The sequence below is a fragment of the Sphingomonas pseudosanguinis genome (genome assembly GCF_014196255.1).
Classification (GTDB): Bacteria; Pseudomonadota; Alphaproteobacteria; order Sphingomonadales; family Sphingomonadaceae; genus Sphingomonas; species Sphingomonas pseudosanguinis.
In genome coordinates this window covers 47,063-65,966 of record NZ_JACIDH010000018.1, presented here as the reverse complement: position 1 = coordinate 65,966, position 18,904 = coordinate 47,063, and the positions used below count along the sequence as shown (strand labels likewise).

Genomic DNA, 18,904 nt, shown 5'->3' with positions numbered 1-18,904 from the left:
CTTATCGCCGTCGCACGGCAGCTCCTCGTCATCCTCAACGCCATGATCCGAAAGCGACAGCCTATCGCTCTCGCATGAGCATCACAGTTGCCCCCCTTCAGGGGAGGGGACGGGGGTGGGGCATTGCCGCAGGTCCGGCGCTTGTGGAAAGGCCCCACCCCAACCCCTCCCCTGAAGGGGAGGGGCTCGTTTGGGTCAATCTGTCGCGATCTTGCAAAGATAAAAGCCCCGGCCGTGGGGCCGGAGCTTTATTCCGTCTGAAAGCAGCGCCTTGCGGCACCGAATGATCCGGCCACGATCACGCCCCGCGTGATCGCGAATCCGGATCATTCCCACTCGATCGTGCCGGGCGGCTTGCTGGTATAGTCATAGACCACGCGGTTGATGCCCTTCACCTCGTTGATGATCCGGGTCGTCACGCGCGGCAGGAAGTCGCCGGGGAAGTCGAAGGCCTGCGCCGTCATCCCGTCGACCGAGGTCACCGCCCGCAGCGCCAGCACCGAGTCGTAGGTCCGGCCATCGCCCATCACGCCGACCGAACGGACCGGTAGCAGGACCGCGAACGCCTGCCAGATGGCGTCGTACAGCCCGGCGTTGCGGATTTCCTCCAGATAGATGGCATCCGCCTTGCGCAGGATGTCGCAGCGTTCCTTGGTCACCTCGCCGGGAATGCGGATGGCGAGGCCCGGTCCCGGGAAGGGGTGGCGACCGACGAACACGTCGGGCAGGCCCAGTTCGCGACCGAGCGCGCGAACCTCGTCCTTGAACAGCTCGCGCAGCGGCTCGACGAGCTTCATGTTCATCCGCTCAGGGAGACCGCCGACATTGTGGTGGCTCTTGATCGTCACCGACGGGCCGCCGGTAAAGCTGACGCTCTCGATCACGTCCGGGTACAGCGTACCCTGCGCCAGGAATTCGGCGCCGCCGATCTTCTTGGCCTCGGCCTCGAAGACGTCGATGAAGGTCTTGCCGATGAACTTGCGCTTTGCCTCGGGGTCGGTGACGCCGGCCAGGCCGCCCATGAACTGCTCCTGCGCGTCCACATGGACCAGCGGGATGTTGTAATGGCCGCGGAACAGGCTGACGACCTGCTCGGCCTCACCCTGACGCAGGATGCCGCCATCGACGAACACGCAGGTCAGCTGGTCGCCGATCGCCTCGTGGATCAGGAGCGCCGCCACCGACGAGTCGACGCCGCCCGACAGGCCGCAGATGACCCGGCCGCTGCCGACCTGCTCACGGATCTCGGCGATCTTGGCCTCGCGGAACTCGGCCATCGTCCAGTCGCCGGTCAGCCCGACGACATGGCGCGCGAAATTGGCGATCAGCTTGGCACCATCGGGGGTGTGGACGACCTCCGGGTGAAACTGCATCGCATAGACGCGGCGTTCGTCATTGGCGATGATCGCATAGGGCGCACCCGGGCTGGTCGCGACGACGCGGAAGCCCGGCGCCAGCGCCGTCACCTTGTCGCCATGGCTCATCCACACCTGATGCCGCTCGCCCTGCGCCCAAAGCCCGTCGAACAGCGCGCAACCGTCCTCGACGGTGATGAACGCCTCGCCGAACTCGCCGCTGTCACCCTTCTCGACCTTGCCGCCCAGCTGCTCGGTCAGCGCCTGCTGGCCATAGCAGATGCCCAGCATCGGCAAACCGCTGTCGAGGATAGCCTGCGGGATGCGCGGCGAACCGGCATCGACCACCGAGGCGGGACCGCCCGACAGGATGACCGCGGCGGGCTTGATCCGCGCGAACGCCGCTTCGGCCGATTGGAAGGGAACGACTTCGCTATAGACCCCCGCCTCGCGCACGCGGCGCGCGATGAGCTGGGTGACCTGGCTGCCGAAATCGACGATGAGGATGCTGTCCGGGTGCTCCATGGCGGTCCGATAGCGATGTCTTTTGGGAAAAGCTACCGGGCCGGTGGGGTTTGTATACGCTCCGACCCCGGCATCTCCGTCGCCGCGATAGCGGGAGGGCGCACCACGCTCGGCACGCCCTCCTTTCAGCGATCAGCAGGGGCGGCCATATTCCTGATTGCCGTTGGTGTTGTAGTTCAGCGTCCACGTGTTGGGAGCGACGTTGGGCGCGCAGGCGGCCGGATCGCCGGTCGGCGCGGTGGCACCGCTGATCGCGACCCGATAGGGGAATTTGGTGCCGGTGACCGCGCCGTCCTGCTGCCAGCCCAGCGTTTCATACGCCCCCGGCGTCGCGGTGACGGTCAGGAACAGCTTTGCTCCCTGCGGCACGGGACGCGAGATGGTGGCGCTGCCCGTACCCGATACCGCGCCCAATCCGGAATAGGTCACCTTGGTCCCATTCTCGATGGCGACGATCGCAAAGCGCCAGCCGGCCTGATTGTCGGTGGTATCGCCGGTCAGCGTGACCTGCACCGTCCCGCCATTGGCGGTCAGCGGTATCAGGTGGGTGCCGAATTGCAGCAGCGGCCGCGCCGGTGAGGACAGATACTGCCCCGCCCCCGATCCTTCCGCCAGCGTCGCATAGAGGTGCGAGGCCAGCGTCTGGGTCGCCGAGGCGGTGGTCGCATCGATCAGCGCGCGCTGGTCGATAAAGTCCATCCCCGCCAGCCGTGCGCCATACCAGCCCATGTCGTCAGCGAAGGAGGCGAAGCCGTTGGCATAGAGGCCCGCCCCCTGCCCCAGCCGGACGAACGCCTGCATATAATCCTCGGTCGTCGCGCCATCGCTGTTGCGCAGATTCTCGGTCCAGCTGCGCCAGACCAGCGGCCGGGTCGAATCCTGGTCATAGAGGAAGGACATGAAGGGCTGCGCCCCGTAGCGCGCGATCGACCAGAGCGGCCCATTCTCCAGATTGTTCAGATAGGAGGGCATGAACGCGACGAAGTTGGGCGACAGGACATAGGCGTTCCACTCCGCCCCCACTTCCCAGATCGGCCCAGCATCGGGCTTGTCGCGGAAACCGCCGGTGTGGAACTGGATGACATGGCCGAACTCATGCGTGGTGGTGACGCCGCCGGCCTGGAGGTTGGGCGCGCTGACCCACATCGCCGCCTGCCCGGTCGCGCCGCAATCGCCCATGTCGCCGTCGCTGAAGAAGGGCAGTCCGGTGCCGCAGACATACATGTTGACCTTCTTGCGGTCCGATCCCTCCGCATAGGGCATGGGCGCGTTCAGAAGGTCGCGGTTCCACAGCCAGATGGTTTCCAGCCATTGCCCCGATGCATCGATGAACTGTTCCCAGTTCGTGTTGGTGTCGCGCGCCCAGCGATAGCTGAAGCCATCCTGCTTGACGCCGTACCACAGGGTGAAGTGCTGGGTTTCGACCTTGCGCACCGTTCCGGCGTCGAGCGCCTCCTGGCTGGTCGGCTCGAAATCATAATCGGTGGCATAGCTGGCGGTATCGGCGGCCAGCGGGTGGTTGTCGGCCTCCTGCTCGATCGCGGCGATGTCGTCCGCCGACAGCGAGGCGAGGCGGAAGCGGCGACGACAGCCATCGGCCATCTCGAATTCGGCGACGCGGCTGCTCTCGCCCAGATTGATGCCGTACGCCCAGATCAGCCGCGCCTCGAAGGCCGGGCCATAGGCGGTGCCGGGCACCTGAAACGGTTCATTGGGGGGATCGGCGGACGCCGGGGTCCAGGTGCGGACGGGTAGCACGCCCCAGGGGTTGTTGTCCGATGTGGCGCGACAGCCGGTGACCGGCTGCTCGGTGCTGACGCTGGCGGCGGTCGCTACCGGCCCGCTGGCCGTTCTGGTGTCGTCTTCCCCACCCCCGCATGCCGCAAGGAAAAGCGCCGGAACCAAGGCATAGAGTCTGCGCATACCGCCCCCTTGTTATCGTTCACATCTGCATTTCGTTTCATCAATGTGACAGGAGCGTATATCAGATACGATTGTTGCGCAAATCTGGGTTGGAAATAACGAATTTATGCTGCATTGACAGGAGCATGGCACGAAAAAGGGCCGCACCATCGCTGGCACGGCCCCCTTTCGAAGGTGTCTCGAAAGACGCGCAGGGATTACGCGGCTTCGTCGAAATCTTCCTCGGTCATGACCGGACCCGAATCCTGGCCCTTCGCCGAGACGTCGCGGTCGACGAACTCGATGATCGCCATCGGCGAGGCGTCCGACGCGCGGATGCCGGCCTTGATGATGCGGGTATAGCCACCGTTACGGTCGGCATAGCGCGCCGCCAGAACGTCGAACAGCTTCACCAGCTGCGCGTCGTCGAGCAGACGGGCATGCGCCAGACGACGGTTCGACAGACCGCCCTTCTTGGCCAGCGTCACCAGCTTTTCGACATAGGGACGCAGTTCCTTCGCCTTGGCGACGGTGGTGGTGATCTGCTCATGCTTGATGAGCGCGGCCGACATGTTGCGGAAAAGCGCAATACGATGAGCCGAGGTACGCTGCAGCTTACGGCCGCCGACGCGATGACGCATGGGATGTTCCTTCGTTCGTTAAGGGGCCGTGTCACGGTACCCCAGACCTGGTGACCGTTAAGGCCGTCACCTTCGCCTATCTGAAATCCTCCCCAAGCTTGGCTTGGGGAGGGGGACCGTCGCGAAGCGATGGTGGAGGGGCCGACTGCGCCAAAGCCGCAGTCCGACGTCGAACGGGCCGCCCGAGGGCGGCCCGCCGGCCGGGCTTTCGCCGTCTCGCGGATAGCATCGCTATCCGCGTGCGGCTCAGCCCATGATCTCCTGTTCCAGCTTCTTGGCCATTTCCTCGATATTCTCGGGCGGCCAGCCGGGGATTTCCATGCCCAGGCGCAGACCCATGGACGACAGCACTTCCTTGATTTCGTTCAGCGACTTGCGGCCGAAATTCGGGGTGCGCAGCATCTCGGCTTCGGTCTTGCCGACCAGATCGCCGATATAGATGATGTTGTCGTTCTTGAGGCAGTTCGCCGAACGGACCGACAGTTCCAACTCGTCGACCTTCTTGAGAAGGTAACGGTTGATCTGCTGCGCGTCGCTCTGCGGCTCGCCACCGGCAACCGGGATCGCCGCCTGGCCCACGGGGGCCGCGCGGGTGAGCGCCGAGTCGTCGAAGTGCACGAACAGCGCCAGCTGGTCCTGAAGGATGCGCGCGGCATAGGCCACGGCGTCTTCCGGGGTGACGGTGCCGTCGGTCTCGACCGAGAGCGTCAGCTTGTCATAGTCCAGGTCCTGGCCGACGCGGGTCGGGTCGACCTTGTACGACACCTGGCGCACCGGCGAGTAGAGCGCATCGACCGGGATCAGACCGATCGGCGCATCGGCCGGACGGTTGGACGCGGCGGGGACATAGCCCTTCCCGATGTCGGCGGTCAGCTCCATGTTGAGCGTCGCACCTTCGTCGAGATGGCAGATCACCAGGTCCTTGTTCATGACCTCGATATCGCCCGACACGGCGATGTCGCCGGCCTTGACGGTGGCGGGGCCGGTCGCCGACAGCTGGAGCCGCTTGGGGCCTTCGCCCTGCATGCGGATGGCGAGCTGCTTGACGTTCAGGACGATGTCGGTGACGTCTTCACGCACACCGGCCAGCGACGAGAATTCGTGCAGCACGTTTTCGATCTTGATCGAGGTGACCGCCGCGCCCTGGAGCGACGACAGGAGCACGCGGCGAAGCGCGTTGCCCAGCGTCAGGCCGAAGCCACGCTCCAGCGGTTCGGCAACGAACGTCGCCTTCCGCTTGCCATCGCCACCCTTTTTCTCGAGCGCGTTGGGCTTCTTGAGTTCCTGCCAGTTCTTTGCGTTGACAGACACGTGGTTCCCCTGAGTTATGGGCCGGAACGGGGACGGTTCCAGCCGTGGAGAGAGGCATGGCCGACTCGTCAGCCGGCCATGGGAAGCATCAGACGCGGCGACGCTTGGAAGGCCGCACGCCGTTGTGCGGGATCGAGGTCACGTCACGGATCGAGGAGATCTGGAAACCGACCGCCTGCAGCGCGCGCAGCGCCGACTCGCGGCCCGAACCCGGGCCCTTCACTTCGACTTCCAGGGTGCGGACGCCATGCTCGGCGGCCTTCTTGCCCGCGTCTTCCGCTGCGACCTGCGCCGCGTACGGGGTCGACTTGCGCGAGCCCTTGAAGCCCATCATGCCGGCCGACGACCACGAAATGGCGTTGCCCTGCGCGTCGGTGATGGTGATCATGGTGTTGTTGAAGCTGGCGTTCACATGGGCGACGCCGGCGGTGATGTTCTTGCGCTCGCGACGGCGAATGCGCTGCGGTTCACGTGCCATTAGATAAGAATCCTGACCTAGTATCCTGATGCGGAGGTCGGCGGGCGGTCAGCCACAAGCCTGCCTCCGGCGGAGTAATTCGCCCGGGGCGAATTACTTCTTCTTGCCGGCGATCGGCTTGGCCTTGCCCTTGCGGGTGCGCGCATTGGTGTGCGTGCGCTGGCCGCGAACCGGCAGGCCCTTGCGGTGACGCAGGCCGCGATAGCAGGCCAGATCCATCAGGCGCTTGATGTTCATCGCGGTCTCGCGACGAAGATCGCCTTCCACCGTGTGATCGGCGTCGATGGTCTCGCGGATCTGCAGGACTTCCTGGTCCGACAGGTCCTGGACGCGGCGATCCTCGGCGATGTTCAGCTTGGCGGAGATCTGCTTCGCCTTGGCCGGACCGATGCCGTGGATATAGGTCAGCGCGATGATCACGCGCTTGTTGGTCGGGAGGTTAACACCCGCGATACGTGCCATGAAATTTGTTCTCCTAGCTCCACGAAGCATGGCATGGCCGCACACGCTTCATCTCAACGCGATGGTTCCGCCACGCGGAAGCGCGACGCACGTAAGTCGCGCGTCGTTCAACCGGTGGTGTTGGAAGGACGGTCCGTTAAGCCCCGCGCAACACCCTGTCAAGCGATCGGTTCCCGAAATATCGACGATTGCACGCGCCTGAGCGTCAGCCAGCGCCGGAACGACACGATCGCCCAGACGATCTCGACCACTCCGAACGGCCATGCGCCCTGGAGAAAACCATAGGCCGACCCCGCGATGCACCCCAGCACGAAACCCAGCGTCCACCAGTGCGCGCCCGCTTCCATCGCATAGCAGACCAGGGTGAAGGACACGGCGGCCAAGCCGAACAGGGAGAGGGAATCCATGGCGACCGGCTCTAAAGCGCTGAGGCGACAGGGCAAGTCCGATCCTCCCCTTGCAGGTGAGGTGGCAGGCCGAAGGCCTGACGGAGGGGTGTCACGCTATCGGGAGGGGGACACCCCTCCGACGCGCTGCGCGCGCCACCTCCCCTGCCAGGGGAGGAACAGCATCGCTACGGAATCACCAGCCGCGCCACGAGCCCGGGCTGGTTGTCCCCCAGCTCGAATCGCCCGCCATGCAGCCGTGCCACCGCCTCGATCAGCGCCATGCCCAGCCCTGCACCCGGCGTCGTGCGTGCGGTGTCGAGTCGACCGAAGCGTTTCAGCGCCTGCGCACGGTCCGCCGCGGCGATGCCGGGCCCGCGATCCTCGACCTGGAAGACGATCCCCTCCAGCCCGCGCATCAGGCGCAACGTCACCTGCCCGCCCGACGCACCGTGCTTGAGCGCATTGTCGATCAGGTTGGACAGCGCCTGGCTCATCAGCTCGCGGTGAATGGGCAGCGGCGCGGGCCGGTCCTCCACCTCGATCAGGAAGCGCAGGCCGGCATCCTCGGCGACCGGCGCATAGAGCTCGCCGATCTCCTCGACCAGATCGGCGGGCGCGACCTGGGTGAAGCGATCGCGGGTGACCGATTCGGAACGGCTGATCTCGATGACCATGGTCAGCATCCGCATGATCAGGTCGGTCTCGACCAGCAGGCCGCCCAGCGCCGCCTCACGCTGCGCCGGATCGGCGATCAGCACCGCCTGCTCGGTCTTGGTCCGCAGCCTTGCGAGGGGCGAGCGCAGGTCGTGCGCCAGGCTGTCGGTGACGACGCGCAACTCGGCCATCAGCTGCTCGATCTTGCCGAGCATGGCGTTCAGCCGCACCGCCAGCCGGTCGAAGGCGTCGCCCTCGCCCGCGCGGACCAGCGACACGCGCCGCGACAGATCGCCCTCGCCCGCCGCGTCCATCACCGCGACGATGCTGTTGAGCCGGCCGGTGACATAATGCGCCAGCACCAGCCCCGTGCCGACGCCCAGCATCAGCGACAGGACGACCGCCAGCGCCAGCGCGCGCTCGATCGCGATCTGCTGCGCCTCGATCAGGTCGAGCGGGCGGCCGACGAGTAGCCAGTCGCCGCCGATGGGATGGAGCGTATAGCCCGCCTCACGCGATCCCCAGACGCCGCTTCGCCCCAGCACGGCGATCCGGAACGGCGTATCGGCCAGCGGCACTGCCAGATGATCGGGCGCATAGCCCGCGACGCGGTGGCCGCGCGAATCGAAGATGGCGAGGACCAGCGTCACGTCGCCCGGCTCGCGCGCATGGGTGATGGCATCGGCCAGCGCGGGCAGCGCGCCGGTACGCCACACCGCGCGCAGGGCATCGGCCTGCTCGACGATCTCGCGGTGGAGCGCGGCGACCGCATCGGCGCTGGTCTGTTTCCAGATGAAGCCGACCAGTACCAGGTTGGAGGTCAGCGCCAGGATGATCGACAGCAGCGCGATCCGCGCCGAGATCGTCAGCCGCCGCGTCACCCCTCCACGGCCAGCCGATAGCCGGCGCCGCGCACCGTATGCAGGATCGGGCTGCCGAACCCTTCCTCCAGCTTGCGGCGGAGGCGGCCGATATGGACGTCGACCACGTTCGAGCCCGGGTCGAAATGATAGTTCCAGATCTTCTCCAGCATCATCGTGCGGGTGACGACCTGGCCCGCATGGCGGGCGAGAAATTCGAGGAGGTTGAACTCGCGCGCGCCGACCGGGATGATCTTGCCCGCGCGCGTGACGGTGCGCGCCAGCAGGTCGATCTCCAGATCACCGACGCTCAGCTTGGTGCGGGTCGGCTCGGTGGCGGCGCGGTCGGACCGGCGCACCAGCGCCTCGATGCGCGCAGACAGCTCGGCGAAGGAGAAGGGCTTGCACAGATAGTCGTCCGCGCCGGCCTTCAGACCGTCGACCCGGTCGTCGACCGTGGCGAGTGCGGAGAGGATCAGCACCGGGGTCGTGATTCCGGCGGCGCGAATGGCGCTGACCATCGCCAGCCCGTCCAGCCGGGGCAGCATGCGGTCGGCGATGATCAGGTCGAAAATGCCTTCGCTCGCCAGGAACAGGCCGTCACGGCCATCGCCGCACTGTTCGACGGCATAGCCCGCCTCGCCCAGCCCCTTGGCGACATAGGCGGCGGTCGACGCGTCATCTTCGACGATCAGGATTTTGCGGCTCATCGCGTTTTCTGCTCCGGTATCGGACCATTTTCAGGGGACCCATTTCAGGTCCTTCGGCGTCCGCCCAGATCGGTCGGTCCCCGGCCGGTGATGGCCACGCCATGCCGAACCGGATCGATGCCAGCGAAAGGCCGGTGGAAGGCGCTCCTTCCACCGGCCCCGACGGCACCCCCGGGAGTGTCGGGCGCCGATCTCTCTGAACTCTATGCATGGTGGCTACCGCCGCGCGGCCGTCCGGCCGGTGACCATATCATGACAAATACGTCATCTGTTTCAGCGCCTTACAGGGATCGGATGGCCGAGTTGTCGCTTTTATATCGGCGGGCGGGGGTATAACCTCCTCGCACCGCGTTATTTTTTGGCGTCCGGCCACCGCAAGGGATATGCTGCGCAGATCATGACCGCCGTTTCGTTTCCCACGCCCGACGGGCTCGACGAAGAGCGCCGGCTCGCGACGCTCCAAGCACATGCGCTGCTCGACAGCGAGCCGGAGGCGGAGTTCGACGCGCTGGTGTCGCTGGCCGCCGAGATGCTCGACTGCCCGCTCGCGGCGCTGACGCTGGCGGATCGGGACCGGTTCTGGGTGAAGTCGGCGGTCGGCCCGCTGCCGCCGCAGATGCCGCGCGAGGTCGCCTTCTGCAACGTCACCATCCGCTCGCCCGATCTGCTGATGGTGCCCGACCTGTCGAGCGATCCGCGCTTCGCCATCAATCCCTTCGTCGCGGGCGATCCGGGCACGCGCTTCTATGCCGGCATGCCGATCCGCGTGCCCAATCTGGACGGCAATCTCCAGCCGATCGGCTCGCTCTGCGTCATGGACGACACGCCCCGCTCGCTGAGCGCGGCGGGCGAGCGGACGCTGCGCCACCTCGCCCGCCTCGCCGAAGCGCTGATCGCCGCGCGTGCCATCGCCCGGCGCGCGACCGATATGGCCGAGTTCAGCGAACGCCAGGCCGAGGAGCTGCGCGCCAAGGAGCGCCATGTCCGCCAGGTCGAACGGCTGGCGCTGTCCGGGTCATGGCACATCGCGCTGAAGGACGGTCGCGCGACCTGGTCCGAGGGCGTCTATCGCATCCACGAACTGCCCCCGGGCCGCCATTTCTCGATCGAGGAAGGGCTGTCCTACTATCCCCCCGATGCCCGCAAGGCGTTGCGCGAGACGATCGAGAATACGGTCGCGACCGGCGATCCGTTCGACATCGAACTGGACTTCGTCACCGCCATGGGCCGGCGACGCCGGGTCCGTGTGATCGGCGAGCGCGAGATGGCGAACGGCCGCGTACATGGCCTGGTCGGCATGTTCCAGGACGTGACCGAGCGCCACGCGCTGGAGACCCAGCTTCGCCATCTGGCCGACACCGACGCGCTGACCCTGTTGTCCAACCGCGCGGCGTTCGACCGCGCGCTGGAGGCGGCGATCGGCGAGGCGGCGGCGACGGAAACGCTGCTGGGCCTGGTGCTGATCGATCTCGACGGGTTCAAGCTGATCAACGACACGCTCGGCCATCCCGCCGGTGACGAAGTGCTGCGCATGGTCGGCAATCGCCTGCGCGCCGACTGGCTGAAGGACTGTTTCGTCGCGCGGCTGGGCGGGGACGAATTCGGCATTATCATCCGCGATCCTGCGCTGCTCGCCCGTCCCGAGGAATTGCAGGTCCGGCTCGAGGCGCTGCTGACCCTGTCGATCACGGTCGGCCATATCACCATGGGGTGCAGCGGCACGGTCAGCCTGACCTTGCGGCCCGAGGATTGCCACAATACGCGCGACTTCATGCACCATGCCGATACCCGGCTTTATGGCGCCAAGCGCGAACGTACCGGGGAACGGCGGCGGGGTGGCGATCGCCGACGCAGCGCCTGATCACCGCGCACCTTTCCTAATCCGCCGTCACGCCCATATAGCGAAGCGATGTCTTCGCGTGCTCGCGTCCTTGTCCTGAACTCCGCGCTCGGCCCCCTCGACTATCGCATCCCGCATGGGATGAATGTCGAGCCGGGGTCGATCGTCGTCGCGCCGCTGGGGCCGCGCCAGCTGCTGGGCGTGGTGTGGGAGCCCGAGCGGATGCCTTCGGACGCCGAGGTCGGCGACAATCGCCTGCGCCCGCTGCTGGGTGTCGCCGATGCGCCGCCCTTGCCCGATGCGCTGCGGCGGCTGATCGAGTGGACGGCGGACTATTATCTCGCTCCGCCCGCCGCCGTAGTGCGCATGGCGCTGTCCTCCACCTCCGCGCTGGAGGGCGCGCGCACCGTCACCGAATACCGCGTCACCGGCCATATCCCCGACCGCCTGACGCCGCAGCGGGCGCAGGCGTTGGAGCGGATCGGTGACCGGCAGGGCCTGATCCGCGAGCTGGCAACGATGGCCGATGTTTCCGACGCGGTGATCCGGGGCCTCGTGAAGAACGGCGCGATCGAGGGGGTGGAGGTCGACATCGACAGCCCCTTTCCCCTGCCCGACCCGAACCATCACCGCCCCGAGCTGTCCGAGGATCAGCGCGCGGCGGCCGATACGCTGGTGGCGGGCGTCAGTGCCCATGCGTTCCAGCCGGTGCTGCTCGATGGCGTGACTGGCTCCGGCAAGACCGAGGTCTATTTCGAGGCGGTGGCGCAGGCGATCGCAGAGGGGCGACAGGTGCTAGTCCTGCTTCCCGAAATCGCGCTGACCGAGCCGTTCCTGAAGCGCTTCCACGACCGCTTCGGCTGCGAGCCGGTGGCGTGGCATTCGGGCCTGCGCTCGTCGCAGCGACGCCGCGCCTGGCGCGCGATCGCCAGCGGCCAGGGCCTGGTAACGGTCGGCGCACGTTCGGCGCTGTTCCTGCCCTATGCCAATCTCGGCCTGATCGTCGTCGACGAGGCGCATGAGACCAGCTTCAAGCAGGAGGACGGCGTCCATTACCACGCGCGCGACGTGGCGGTGATGCGCGGCAAGTTCGAGCCCTGCCCGGTGATCCTGGCCTCCGCCACTCCCGCGATCGAGACGCGGCAACAGGTGGCGCTGGGCCGCTATACCGAGGTCAAGCTGCCCGGCCGCTTCGGCCCGGCGCAGATGCCGACGATCGAGGCGATCGACCTGATCCAGAACCCGCCCGAACGCGGCCGCTGGATCGCGCCCAAGCTGGTCGCGGCGATGAAGGACGTGCTGGAGAAGCGCGAACAGTCGCTGCTCTACCTCAACCGGCGCGGCTATGCCCCGCTGACGTTGTGCCGCACCTGCGGGCATCGCTTTCAGTGCCCCAATTGCACCGCCTGGATGGTCGAGCACCGGCTGGTCCGGCGGCTGGCCTGCCACCATTGCGGTCACGTCCTGCCCACCCCGCGCGCCTGCCCCGAATGCGACGGCGAGGACACGCTGGTCGCCTGTGGCCCCGGTGTCGAGCGGATCGCGGACGAGGCGACCGCGCTGTTCCCCGAAGCCAAGATCGCCGTCGTCACCTCCGACACTATCTGGTCCCCAGCGAAGGCGGCCGAGTTCGTCGGTCGGATGGAGGCGGGTGACATCGACATCGTCGTCGGCACGCAGCTCATCACCAAGGGCTATCACTTCCCCAACCTGACGCTGGTCGGGGTGATCGACGCAGACCTTGGCCTCGATGGCGGCGACCTGCGCGCGGCGGAGCGGACCTTTCAGCAAATCCGGCAGGTGTCGGGGCGCGCGGGGCGTGGGGCCAAGCCGGGTCATGTCTTCATCCAGACGCACAGCCCCAAGGCGCAGGTGATGCAGGCCCTTGTCACGGGCGATGCGGAAGCCTTCTACACGGCAGAAACCGAAGCCAGGCGCGATGCGGATGCGCCGCCCTTCGGCCGCTATGCCGCGATCATCGTGTCGTCGGAGGATCAGGGCGCGGCGCAGTCCACCGCGAACATGATCGCGCGTGCGGCCCCCAAGGTGGACGGGATGCACGTCTTCGGGCCTGCCCCTGCGCCGCTGGCGATGCTGCGCGGGCGGCATCGGTTCCGGTTACTGGTCCATGCGCGCCGGGCGCTGGCCGTGCAGGATGTGATCCGCGAATGGTTGGGCGGAGTGGAATGGCCCGCCAAGGTGCGGGTCGCGGTGGACGTGGACCCGTATAGCTTTTTGTGAGGACGCCGCTCTGCCCAAAGCACGCCCCTCCCGCAGGCGGGAGGGGATGGGGGAGGGAAAGCCGCAGGCGATGGTCTCGGTGAGACTTCTGGCCCTCCCCAAACCCCTCCCGCCTGCGGGAGGGGCTAACCGTTTGCAGCACGGGCCTCCCTTGGCCTTCGACTTCGCTCAGGCTGAACGGAGGGTGGGAGTAGCGGCCTTCCATCCGCCCCGTTCAGCCTGAGCGAAGTCGAAGGTCACGCTCCGCCCCCTACGCCAACCCCACAAACGAAAACGGCCGCAGCTTGCGCCGCGACCGTTTCAAAACCCGGAAGAAGGCCGGAAAGCCTTACCCCGCATGCTCCGCCAGCACGGTCAGGCCCTTGGGCCCCACCTCGGCAAAACCACCACGGATCTGGATCGATTCCGGCTCGCCCTTTTCGGTGCGATACACCTGGATCGCGCCGTCGCGAATGGTCGACATGAAGGGCGCATGGCCCTCCAGCACGCCGAAATCGCCCTCGGTGCCGGGGACGACCACCATATGCACCTCCTCCGAGCGGAGAAGCTTTTCGGGGGTCACGAGTTCGAAGTGCAGCATGTCAGGGTCTCGTTTCAATCGCGCGGTCGAACGCGGTGATGGCCGCGTCGAACTTGTCCCGGCAACCGGGATTGCAGAAGCCGACCACCGCGCCGCGATAGACCGTCAACCCGTCGTCGCTGATCGGCTTACCCGACCAGGGACAGACGTCGTTGACCGCGTCCTCGCGGCGCGGCGTGGACATCAGGCTTCCTGGGCCAGCTTCTCGGCCTTGGCGACGGCTTCGTCGATGCCGCCGACCATGTAGAAGGCCGCTTCCGGCAGATGGTCGTACTCACCGTCGACCACTGCCTTGAACGAGCGGATCGTGTCTTCGATCTGGACGAACTTGCCCGAGATGCCGGTGAAGACTTCCGCGACGTGGAAGGGCTGCGACAGGAAGCGCTGGATCTTGCGGGCGCGCTGGACGGTCAGCTTATCCTCTTCGGACAGCTCGTCCATGCCCAGGATCGCGATGATGTCCTGCAGCGCCTTGTAGCGCTGGAGCAGCGACTGGACCGCACGCGCCGTCTCGTAATGCTCCTGGCCGACGATGCGCGGCTCCAGCACGCGGCTGGTCGAGTCAAGCGGGTCGACGGCCGGATAGATGCCCAGCTCCGAGATGGCGCGGTTGAGCACGGTCGTCGCGTCCAGGTGGGCGAACGAGGTGGCCGGCGCCGGGTCGGTCAAGTCGTCGGCGGGAACGTACACGGCCTGGACCGAGGTGATCGAACCCTTGTTGGTCGAGGTGATGCGCTCCTGCAGCGCGCCCATGTCGGTCGACAGGGTCGGCTGATAGCCCACGGCCGAGGGAATACGGCCCAGCAGCGCCGACACTTCCGCACCCGCCTGCGTGAAGCGGAAGATGTTGTCGACGAAGAACAGCACGTCCTGGCCTTCCTGGTCGCGGAAATATTCCGCGATGGTCAGACCCGACAGCGCGACGCGCGCGCGGGCGCCCGGCGGCTCGTTCATCTGGCCATAGACCAGCGCGACCTTCGAGCCCTCGCTGATCGCATTGCCCTCGGCGTCCTTGGCGATCACGCCCGCGTCGAGGAATTCGTGATACAGGTCGTTGCCCTCACGGGTCCGCTCACCGACGCCCGCGAACACCGAGGTGCCGCCATGGCCCTTGGCGATGTTGTTGATCAGTTCCTGAATGAGAACCGTCTTGCCGACGCCCGCGCCGCCGAACAGGCCGATCTTGCCGCCCTTCGCGTAAGGAGCCAGCAGGTCGATGACCTTGATGCCGGTGACCAGGATCGCGCTCTCGGTCGACTGCTCGATGAACTCGGGCGCCTTGGCGTGGATCGGCGCGCGCAGGTCGGTGGCGACCGGACCACGCTCGTCGATCGGCTCGCCGACGACGTTCAGGATGCGACCCAGCGTCGCGGGGCCGACCGGCACCTGGATCTGGTTGCCGGTGTCGGTCACGCTCTGGCCGCGGGTCAGACCCTCGGTCGTGTCCATCGCGATCGTGCGGACGGTGTTCTCGCCCAGATGCTGCGCGACTTCGAGCACCAGACGGGTGCCGTTATTGTCCGTCTCCAGCGCCGACAGAATCGCGGGCAGGTGATCGGGGAAGTGAACGTCGACGACCGCGCCGATGACCTGGGCGATCGTGCCGACATTGTTGGTGGCCGTGGTCGGCCGGATGTCCTCAGCGGCGGTTGCCATCATTGCTTCCTTGGTTCGGTAGAGCCCGAAATCGCTTCGGGGCGGGCTTCGGGGCGGGTAAAGGTTACGACCAGACGGCGGCCACCGTCGATCTTGTCACGGGTAACACGGTAATCGGCGCCGGTCAGGTGGCCGGTGGTGGCGCTTTCGGTCTGGATCGCGGCCGAAACCGCATCCTTGCCGTCCAGACCCAGCTGATCCATCGGCTTGGTGACCCAACGGATGAACTGCGTCTTGGCGAACGGGCTGGTGTCGAGATTGACGAGGTCGAGCGAAAAGCGGATCTCGTTCAGCCGCTTCGCATCGCCCTCGACCATCAGATTGCCCATATTGACCGGCGAGACCGACGGATCGGCCATCGGCGTCGCTTGCGCGATCGCACGATACTGGCCCTGAACGGGCGCGTAGCCGCTCATGCGAAAGCCCATCCGGTCGAGAAGGCTGACCGTCTCGGCTGCATTGCCGAACACGGTAGTCCAGCCGCCCGTCACGAACGGCGTCGGCGAAGCCTTGGGCGCGTCCTTCGGCTGATCGGACGCCCGGCCGCATCCGGCCAAAGCGACCGTCAGGCCCAGAAGGAGCGCGAGACGCATCAGAGCGCCTCGGCGCCCGAGATGATTTCGACCAGCTCGGTGGTGATCGCGGCCTGACGCGTGCGGTTATACTGGATCGACAGACGGCGGATCATGTCGCCCGCATTGCGCGTGGCATTGTCCATCGCGTTCATCTGCGAGCCGTAGAAACCGGCCTGGTTTTCCAGCAGCGCGCGGAAGATCTGCACGGCGACGTTGCGCGGCAGCAGCGCGTCGAGAATGTCCTCTTCGCTCGGCTCGAACTCGGCGACGGCTTCGACCGAGGTCTCGCCCTTGGTCGGGGCGGGCATCGGCACGGGGATCAGCTGCTGCGAGACGGGGTCCTGCACCAGCGCCGAGACGAACTTCGAGTAGAACAGATGCGCCACGTCGAACTCACCGCGCCCGAAGCGGGCGATCAGGTCGTCGGCGATGACGCGGGCGTCGTCGAACTTGGGCGCCTTGATGGCGCTCATGTCATGATCGGCGAGGATCGCGTTGGGGAAGAAGCGCTTCAGCACGCGCCCCTTCTTGCCCGCGATATAGAACTTCACCGTCTTGCCCTGTGCCTGCAGCTCTTCGGCCTTGCGGCGCGCGGCGCGGACGATGTTGGTGTTGAACGCACCCGCCAGGCCACGCTCCGAGGTGGCGACGACCAGCAGCTGGACATCGTCCTTGCCGGTGCCCGCCAGCAGCGGCGACGCACCGACGCCACCGACGCGCGCGGCCATACCGGCCATCACCGCTTCGAGACGCTCGGCATAGGGACGGCCGTTCTGCGCCGCATCCTGCGCGCGGCGCAGCTTGGCGGCGGCGACCATCTTCATCGCCTTGGTGATCTTCTGGGTCGATTTGACCGAGTTGATCCGGATCTTGAGGGCCTTGAGGCTCGCCATTTTATTCCAATCCGTCCGCTAGCTCGGTCAGCTCGACCGGGCCTGCCAGCCAATCCTCGTAGCTCTTGAAGACCGCGCGCGTGTACGGCTGCGCATGGTGGAATTCAAAAGCCGCGCGGTCGGCCCACCGCTCGTAAATATACAATGTCGCGCTGCCGTCGGCGGCGGGATGCGGATCGAACCGCTCGCACCCCGCCTCCGTCCGGGTCCTCGCGACGATCCCGGCGACGGCCTGACAGGCCGCCCCGAAATGCTCCGGCTTCAGCCGGATCGTCGCGAGATAGGTCAGCGCCATTGCTTACGCGAAGATCTTCGCGAACTGGTCGAGCGCGGCCTTGAGCTTGCCCTTGGCCTCGTCGCCCAGATCCTTGGTGTCGCGGATCATCGCCAGCACATCGGCGTGATCGTTGCGCAGGTACGCCAGCATCGCCGCTTCGTAGCGGACGACCTGCGCCACCGGCACGTTATCGATGTAACCGTTGGTGCCTGCAAAGATCGACGCCGTCTGCTCCTCGAAGGGCAGCGGGTTGAACTGCGGCTGCTTGAGCAGCTCGGTCAGGCGCGCACCGCGGTTCAGCAGCTTCTGCGTCGAGGCGTCGAGGTCCGAGCCGAACTGCGCGAAGGCGGCCATTTCGCGGTACTGGGCCAGCTCCAGCTTGATCGAGCCCGACACCTTCTTCATCGCCTTGGTCTGCGCGGCCGAGCCGACGCGGCTGACCGACAGGCCGACGTTGATCGCCGGGCGGATGCCCGCGAAGAACAGATCGGTTTCGAGGAAGATCTGGCCGTCGGTGATCGAAATCACGTTGGTCGGGATGTAGGCCGACACGTCGCCCGCCTGGGTTTCGATGATCGGCAGCGCGGTCAGCGAACCGGCGCCGTTGGCGTCGTTCATCTTGGCCGCACGCTCGAGCAGACGGCTGTGCAGATAGAAGACGTCGCCCGGATACGCTTCACGGCCCGGCGGACGGCGCAGCAGCAGCGACATCTGGCGATAGGCAACGGCCTGCTTCGACAGATCGTCGAACACGATCAGCGCGTGCATCGCGTTGTCGCGGAAATATTCGCCCATCGCGGTGCCGGTGTAGGGCGCGAGGAACTGAAGCGGCGCGGGCTCCGACGCGGTCGCGGCGACGACGATGGAATATTCCATCGCGCCATTCTCTTCGAGCGTCTTGACCAGCTGCGCCACGGTCGAGCGCTTCTGACCCACGGCGACGTAGATGCAGTAGAGCTTCTTCGACTCGTCGGTGCCGGCGTTGACCGTCTTCTGGTTGATGAAGGCGTCGATCGCGACGGCCGACTTGCCGGTCTGGCGGTCGCCGATGATCAGCTCGCGCTGGCCACGGCCGACGGGGACGAGGGCGTCGATCGCCTTCAGGCCGGTCTGGACCGGCTCATGCACGCCCTTGCGCGGGATGATGCCCGGCGCCTTCACCTCGACGCGACGACGCTCGGTCGCCTCGATCGGGCCCTTGCCGTCGATCGGGTTGCCCAGGCCGTCCACGACGCGGCCCAGCAGGCCACGGCCGACCGGCACGTCGACGATGGTGCCGGTGCGCTTGACGGTGTCGCCTTCCTTGATCTCGGCGTCCGAGCCGAAGATCACGACGCCGACATTATCGGCTTCGAGGTTGAGGGCCATGCCCTGCACGCCATTGGCGAACTCGACCATCTCGCCCGCCTGGACATTGTCGAGGCCGTAGATGCGCGCGATGCCGTCACCGACGCTCAGCACCTGGCCGGTCTCGCTGACCTGGGCCTCGGTGCCGAAATTGGCGATCTGGTCCTTGATGACCTTGGAGATTTCTGCGGCGCGGATATCCATGGGA

The 18,904-nt window shown here is 66.5% G+C and carries 18 protein-coding genes; 2 read left to right on the top strand and 16 right to left on the bottom strand.

Annotated elements, in window-relative coordinates; genetic code table 11:
* Window positions 1-326: 326 nt before the first annotated feature.
* From guaA to GGR48_RS15255, 9 genes are all read right to left on the bottom strand, one after another.
* Entirely contained in the window at window positions 327-1,880 is a 1,554-nt protein-coding gene (gene guaA, locus GGR48_RS15295; RefSeq protein ID WP_183952709.1) for a glutamine-hydrolyzing GMP synthase, read from the bottom strand.
* Between the two features lie 132 nt (window positions 1,881-2,012).
* The gene (locus GGR48_RS15290; RefSeq protein WP_183952708.1) at window positions 2,013-3,803 is read right to left on the bottom strand and encodes a DUF6055 domain-containing protein; all 1,791 of its coding nucleotides are present in this window, start codon (window positions 3,801-3,803) and stop codon (window positions 2,013-2,015) included.
* Window positions 3,804-4,000: 197 nt separating this feature from the next.
* Window positions 4,001-4,423 carry a 50S ribosomal protein L17 gene (gene rplQ / locus GGR48_RS15285; RefSeq protein WP_183952707.1) on the bottom strand — a complete coding sequence of 141 codons (423 nt, stop codon included), beginning with the start codon at window positions 4,421-4,423 and terminating at the stop codon, window positions 4,001-4,003.
* A gap of 246 nt (window positions 4,424-4,669) precedes the next feature.
* Window positions 4,670-5,734, bottom strand: a complete 1,065-nt coding sequence (locus tag GGR48_RS15280) for a DNA-directed RNA polymerase subunit alpha (protein ID WP_183952706.1) — start codon at window positions 5,732-5,734, stop codon at window positions 4,670-4,672.
* A gap of 88 nt (window positions 5,735-5,822) precedes the next feature.
* Complete coding sequence (rpsK, locus tag GGR48_RS15275; protein ID WP_042486392.1) at window positions 5,823-6,212, bottom strand: 30S ribosomal protein S11; 390 nt, start codon at window positions 6,210-6,212, stop codon at window positions 5,823-5,825.
* Between the two features lie 93 nt (window positions 6,213-6,305).
* Entirely contained in the window at window positions 6,306-6,674 is a 369-nt protein-coding gene (gene rpsM / locus GGR48_RS15270; RefSeq protein ID WP_183952705.1) for a 30S ribosomal protein S13, read from the bottom strand.
* A 158-nt stretch (window positions 6,675-6,832) separates the two neighbouring features.
* The gene (locus tag GGR48_RS15265; protein ID WP_183952704.1) at window positions 6,833-7,081 is read right to left on the bottom strand and encodes a hypothetical protein; all 249 of its coding nucleotides are present in this window, start codon (window positions 7,079-7,081) and stop codon (window positions 6,833-6,835) included.
* A 167-nt stretch (window positions 7,082-7,248) separates the two neighbouring features.
* Entirely contained in the window at window positions 7,249-8,598 is a 1,350-nt protein-coding gene (locus tag GGR48_RS15260) for an ATP-binding protein (RefSeq protein WP_183952703.1), read from the bottom strand.
* Window positions 8,595-9,287: a response regulator transcription factor gene (locus GGR48_RS15255; RefSeq protein ID WP_183952702.1), complete on the bottom strand. Its 693-nt coding sequence runs from the start codon at window positions 9,285-9,287 to the stop codon at window positions 8,595-8,597. The genes GGR48_RS15260 and GGR48_RS15255 overlap by 4 nt, the downstream gene beginning before the upstream one ends.
* 397 nt (window positions 9,288-9,684) lie before the next feature.
* Here GGR48_RS15255 and GGR48_RS15250 point away from each other — a divergent pair, with 397 nt between their 5' ends.
* Entirely contained in the window at window positions 9,685-11,148 is a 1,464-nt protein-coding gene (locus GGR48_RS15250; protein WP_183952701.1) for a sensor domain-containing diguanylate cyclase, read from the top strand.
* Window positions 11,149-11,196: 48 nt separating this feature from the next.
* Window positions 11,197-13,368 (top strand): primosomal protein N', encoded by a 2,172-nt coding sequence (locus tag GGR48_RS15245; RefSeq protein ID WP_183952700.1) that lies wholly within the window; start codon window positions 11,197-11,199, stop codon window positions 13,366-13,368.
* Between the two features lie 328 nt (window positions 13,369-13,696).
* Here GGR48_RS15245 and GGR48_RS15240 read toward each other — a convergent pair whose 3' ends face one another.
* The 7 genes from GGR48_RS15240 to atpA are packed head-to-tail and all read right to left on the bottom strand — an operon-like array spanning window position 13,697 to window position 18,900.
* On the bottom strand, window positions 13,697-13,948 hold the full coding sequence (locus GGR48_RS15240) for an ATP synthase F1 subunit epsilon (RefSeq protein WP_058746267.1): 252 nt from the start codon (window positions 13,946-13,948) through the stop codon (window positions 13,697-13,699).
* Between the two features lies 1 nt (window position 13,949).
* Window positions 13,950-14,132, bottom strand: a complete 183-nt coding sequence (locus tag GGR48_RS15235; RefSeq protein WP_183952699.1) for an eL24 family ribosomal protein — start codon at window positions 14,130-14,132, stop codon at window positions 13,950-13,952.
* Complete coding sequence (atpD, locus tag GGR48_RS15230; RefSeq protein ID WP_183952698.1) at window positions 14,132-15,604, bottom strand: F0F1 ATP synthase subunit beta; 1,473 nt, start codon at window positions 15,602-15,604, stop codon at window positions 14,132-14,134. The genes GGR48_RS15235 and atpD overlap by 1 nt, the downstream gene beginning before the upstream one ends.
* Window positions 15,604-16,197, bottom strand: a complete 594-nt coding sequence (locus GGR48_RS15225) for a hypothetical protein (protein WP_183952697.1) — start codon at window positions 16,195-16,197, stop codon at window positions 15,604-15,606. Before GGR48_RS15225 ends, atpD begins: the two co-directional genes overlap by 1 nt.
* Window positions 16,197-17,072 (bottom strand): F0F1 ATP synthase subunit gamma, encoded by an 876-nt coding sequence (locus GGR48_RS15220; RefSeq protein ID WP_183952696.1) that lies wholly within the window; start codon window positions 17,070-17,072, stop codon window positions 16,197-16,199. Before GGR48_RS15220 ends, GGR48_RS15225 begins: the two co-directional genes overlap by 1 nt.
* A gap of 1 nt (window position 17,073) precedes the next feature.
* Window positions 17,074-17,367 carry a putative quinol monooxygenase gene (locus tag GGR48_RS15215; RefSeq protein ID WP_183952695.1) on the bottom strand — a complete coding sequence of 98 codons (294 nt, stop codon included), beginning with the start codon at window positions 17,365-17,367 and terminating at the stop codon, window positions 17,074-17,076.
* 3 nt (window positions 17,368-17,370) lie between these two features.
* Complete coding sequence (atpA, locus tag GGR48_RS15210) at window positions 17,371-18,900, bottom strand: F0F1 ATP synthase subunit alpha (RefSeq protein ID WP_007406897.1); 1,530 nt, start codon at window positions 18,898-18,900, stop codon at window positions 17,371-17,373.
* Window positions 18,901-18,904 lie beyond the last annotated feature (4 nt).